Origin of the sequence: Allobosea sp. CER48, from assembly GCF_044752385.1 — a bacterium.
Classification (GTDB): domain Bacteria; phylum Pseudomonadota; class Alphaproteobacteria; order Rhizobiales; family Beijerinckiaceae; genus Allobosea.
Map to the genome: position 1 here is coordinate 1 of NZ_JBIWYK010000292.1, position 4,095 is coordinate 4,095.

4 protein-coding genes are annotated in these 4,095 nt (G+C 67.1%); all 4 read right to left on the reverse strand.

Features of this window, described 5'->3' with window-relative positions:
* Window positions 1-222: 222 nt before the first annotated feature.
* Window positions 223-987, reverse strand: a complete 765-nt coding sequence (pgeF, locus tag ACIPIA_RS11500) for a peptidoglycan editing factor PgeF (protein WP_400509592.1) — start codon at window positions 985-987, stop codon at window positions 223-225.
* Window positions 988-1,033: 46 nt separating this feature from the next.
* Window positions 1,034-2,125, reverse strand: coding sequence for a class I SAM-dependent methyltransferase (locus tag ACIPIA_RS11505; protein WP_400509594.1), 1,092 nt, complete (start codon window positions 2,123-2,125; stop codon window positions 1,034-1,036).
* On the reverse strand, window positions 2,122-2,976 hold the full coding sequence (lgt, locus tag ACIPIA_RS11510) for a prolipoprotein diacylglyceryl transferase (RefSeq protein WP_400509596.1): 855 nt from the start codon (window positions 2,974-2,976) through the stop codon (window positions 2,122-2,124). The genes ACIPIA_RS11505 and lgt overlap by 4 nt, the downstream gene beginning before the upstream one ends.
* A gap of 85 nt (window positions 2,977-3,061) precedes the next feature.
* The gene (locus ACIPIA_RS11515) at window positions 3,062-4,081 is read right to left on the reverse strand and encodes an NADP-dependent oxidoreductase (RefSeq protein ID WP_400509598.1); all 1,020 of its coding nucleotides are present in this window, start codon (window positions 4,079-4,081) and stop codon (window positions 3,062-3,064) included.
* Window positions 4,082-4,095 lie beyond the last annotated feature (14 nt).

Consider the following 4,095-nt stretch of genomic DNA (forward strand, 5'->3'; position numbering starts at 1 on the left):
GAGATCGAATGAGGGACTGGCCTTGCCGGCCGCATTGCCGCCGATCGCACCGGCGATCAGGTTCATCAGAATCTGTTCCATCTCGGCCCCCGCATGAGAATGCATCGCCCGAAGAACGTCTCTGAGCCGGGGAAGCGATGCATTCCGACCAGCCTGCAACAACGATGCCTCTGCTTGCAGGCTGCGGCAAGTATTGCGGCCGGTCCGTCAACCGCTTCCTGTTCAGTCGAGGACGATCGCCGAGATCAACCGCCCGTAATCGGGCTCGCCGCGATGCGTGGTGCGCCGATAGCTGAAGAAGCGATTCTCGTCGCCATAGGTACACAGCCCGAGATCGACGAATCGGCCGATCCCTGCCTCCTGCGCCTTCAGCGCAATGAAGGCAGGCAGGTCGAACATCGCATGAGCCGGGCGCTCGGAGGGCGTGAAGAAGCGTGAATAGGTCCGGTTCTCCGCCTTGAAACGCTCGATGAATTCCGGCCCGACCTCATAGGCCTTGGCGCTGATCGTCGGCCCCAGCACGGCCGTGATGCGCTCGCGCCGGGCGCCGAGCTTCTCCATGGCGGTCACGGTCGCGCCGACGATCCCGGTGAAGGCGCCCTTCCAGCCGGCATGGGCGGCGCCGATCACCCGCGCCTCGTTGTCGGCGAAGAGGATCGGCCCGCAATCCGCGGTGGAGACGCCGAGAGCGACATGGGATGCCGTCGTCACCATCGCATCGGCCTTGGGGCGCTCGCCGGGCCAGGGGCCGGTGACGATCTCCACATCGGCGGAATGCACCTGATAGAGGCTGACCAGATTCGCCGGTTCGACCTCGAGATGCCGCGCCATCCGCGCCCGGTTCTCGGTGATCGCAGCGGGATCGTCCGTGGAGCCCAGCCCGCCGTTCAGCGAAGCGTAGATCCCGCTCGACGCGCCACCCTCGCGCGTGAAGAAGGCGTGGCGGATGCCGGGCTCTCCGGCGAGTTCGCGGGCGGTGATGAACATGGGCGCGGTCCGGTTTGGAGCGAAGCCGCGAACGACCCCGCTGAAGTCAGCCCTGATCTGGCAGCCGATGAAGGTCAAATCCGGGCAAGGGCGGCAGGTTCCCATGCGATAGCGCGAGAACCTTGAACAAATCGCCCATGCCGGTTTCGCCCGGCGCGATCAGCCGATCGAAGGCTGCGGAAATCGCCTCGCGCTGGGCGGCGCCCGCCTTGAGCGAAAGCGCCTGCGCGCGTTGCGCCAATCCCAGCGCCAGCAGAAATTCGCGCTGGCTGGCGGGTCCGTGCAGCGCAGCACCCGCCTTGAGCGCCGCCTGCCCGACCCGCTCGAAATCGACATGCACGGTGAGATCGGCCTCGCCGGGCTCGGCCAGCGGATCGACGAAGGCGTGCCGCTTCATAGCCTGCAGCGTGTCGCCGAAGCCGGCACGCGCCGAGCCGTAATCGATGAACAGGGACGCGCCGCCCTCCGCCGCGACATGCCCCGCGACCTGCGCGACGATGTCGAGTGCAAGAGACGGCTGTTCGAAGATGGTTCCGGCCTCGGCAGCGATGCGCAAGCTCGCCTCGCGGCCCGATGCCAGCCCAAAGGCGAGATCGCCATCGGCGCCGATGCCTACGAGTCGCTCTCGCCACCCTTCCGGCGTCATCACGAACTGGTCGAGCGGCAGCGCATCCAGGAATTCATTGGCGATCAGGATCACCGGGCCGGACAGGGCTTCCTCGACGCTGTCGTGCCAGACCGGATCGCGGCCGGCCAGCGCGGCTGCCTGGCGCCGCCGCAGGACCGGGCTGGTCTCGACGAGATGAACCGACGCCGCCTCCTGGAAGCCCGGCACGATGCGCGTCGCCCGCAGCATGTCGCCCATAAGCGTGCCGCGCCCCGGGCCGAGTTCGACCAGCCGGAAGCTGGGCGGCGCGCCCATAGCCTGCCAGAGATGCGCGGCCCAGAGCCCGATCAGCTCTCCGAACATCTGGCTGATTTCCGGCGCGGTGGTGAAGTCACCGTCACGCCCGAAGGGATCGCGAGTCATATAGTAGCCGTGGCGGGGGTGGCCGAGCGCCAACGCCATGTAGCGGCCGATGCCGATCGGCCCTTCCTGCCGGATCAGATCGACGATCTCGGCCTTGAGCGTGCTCACGCACGGACCTCGCCAGCTGCCGCGGCCCGGCTGCGCAGGACGAGCCAGAGCCCGGCGAAGAAGACCGGCAGCGAGAGCACCATGCCCATGGTGATGCCTCCCGACAGCGCGTCGACCGAGGTTCCGAACAGGAAGCCGAGCTGCGGATCGGGCTCGCGGAAGAACTCGCACACGATACGGGCGAGCGCATAGCCCATGCCGAAGATGCCCGCGACGAGCCCGGGACGCCGGAAGCCGCCGAAGCGGACGACGAGATTCACCAGGATGAAGAGCAGTAGTCCTTCGCCCAATGCCTCATAGAGCTGGCTCGGATGGCGCGGCACCGGTCCGCCATTGGGAAAGATCATCGCGTAGGGAAAGTCCGGCGCCGGCCGCCCCCAGAGCTCGCCATTGATGAAATTGGCGATGCGGCCGAGGAAAAGCCCGATCGGCACCACCGCCGCCGCCAGATCGAATACCGACAGTGCCGGATAGCCGCGCCGTTTCGCGAAGAACCACAGGCCCAGAGTCGCGCCGATGAGGCCGCCATGGAAGGACATGCCGCCCTGCCAGATCGCGAAGATGTCCTGCGGCCGCTCGAGATAGCGCGGCAGATCGTAGAACAGCACGAAGCCGATGCGCCCGCCGAGCACCACGCCGAAGGCGACGAAGAGCAGCATGTCGTCGAGCTCGACCGGCTGCGGCCGGGCCCGCCCGCCCCACAATCCGTCGGAGGCGACGAGCCGGCGCGCATACCACCAGCCGCCGAGCAGCCCGACGACATAGGCGAGCCCGTACCACTTGATAGCGAGCGGCCCGAGCTGGACCGCAACGGGATCGATCATCGGGAAGGGAATGGCGAAGACGGGCATGGGCGACATCCGGCAGCGGGCGCACGGTGATGGCCGTGCGCCCGCTGAATGGTCAAGGAAAAAGGCTTGCCCGTGGCAGGCTGTCTCAGAGCTTGACGATCAGCTTGCCGAAATTCCTGCCTTCGAGCAGGCCGATGAAAGCCGCCGGCGCGCTCTCCAGCCCCTCGACGATATCTTCCTTGTACCTGACCGCTCCTTCCGCGATCCAGCGCGCCATTTCCTCGCGAAACGCCGGGCCTTGCGCGGCAACGAATTCACGCTGGATGAAACCGCGGATCGTCAGGCTCTTCGACAGCACCTGGCGCATCAATACCGGCAACCGGTCCGGCCCCGGAAAATCGCCGCTCGCATTGTATTGTGCGATCAGGCCGCAGACCGGGATGCGGGCGAAGGTGTTGAGCAGCGGGAACACGGCATCCCAAACATGGCCGCCGACATTCTCGAAATAGACGTCGATCCCGTTCGGGCAGGCGGCGGCCAGCCTGGCTGCCATCTCTGGATCGCGATGGTCGATGACGGCGTCGAAGCCGAACGTGTCGCGCACGAAGGCGCATTTCTCCGGGCCGCCGGCGATGCCGACCGCCCGCGCGCCCTTGATCCGCGCGATCTGCCCGACGGCCGAGCCGACCGGGCCGCTCGCAGCCGCGACGACGACGGTCTCGCCCGGTTTGGGCTGGCCGATCGTGAGAAGTCCGGAATAGGCGGTGAAGCCGGGCATCCCGAGCACACCGAGCGCGGTCGTGACCGGCGCGCTCTTCGGATCGAGCCTGCGCAGTTGCGCGCCATCGGCAACCGCATGGGACTGCCAGCCGGAATAGGACAGGACGATGTCGCCCGGCTGGAAGCCAGGGTCGCGGCTCTCGAGCACTTCGGCGACCGTGCCGCCTTCCATGACCTGCCCGATCTCGGTTGGCGCTGCGTATGACTTCGCCGCGCTCATCCGCCCGCGCATGTAGGGATCGAGCGAAAGGTAGAGGGTCTTGAGCAACACCTGCCCTTCGGCAATCGCCGGGATGGCGGCGCGTTCCAGCTTGAAATTCTGCGGGCCGGGGCGCCCTTCGGGGCGTGAAGCCAAAGTGATGCGCAGATTGTCGGCCTGGGTCATTGTCGTCCGTCCTG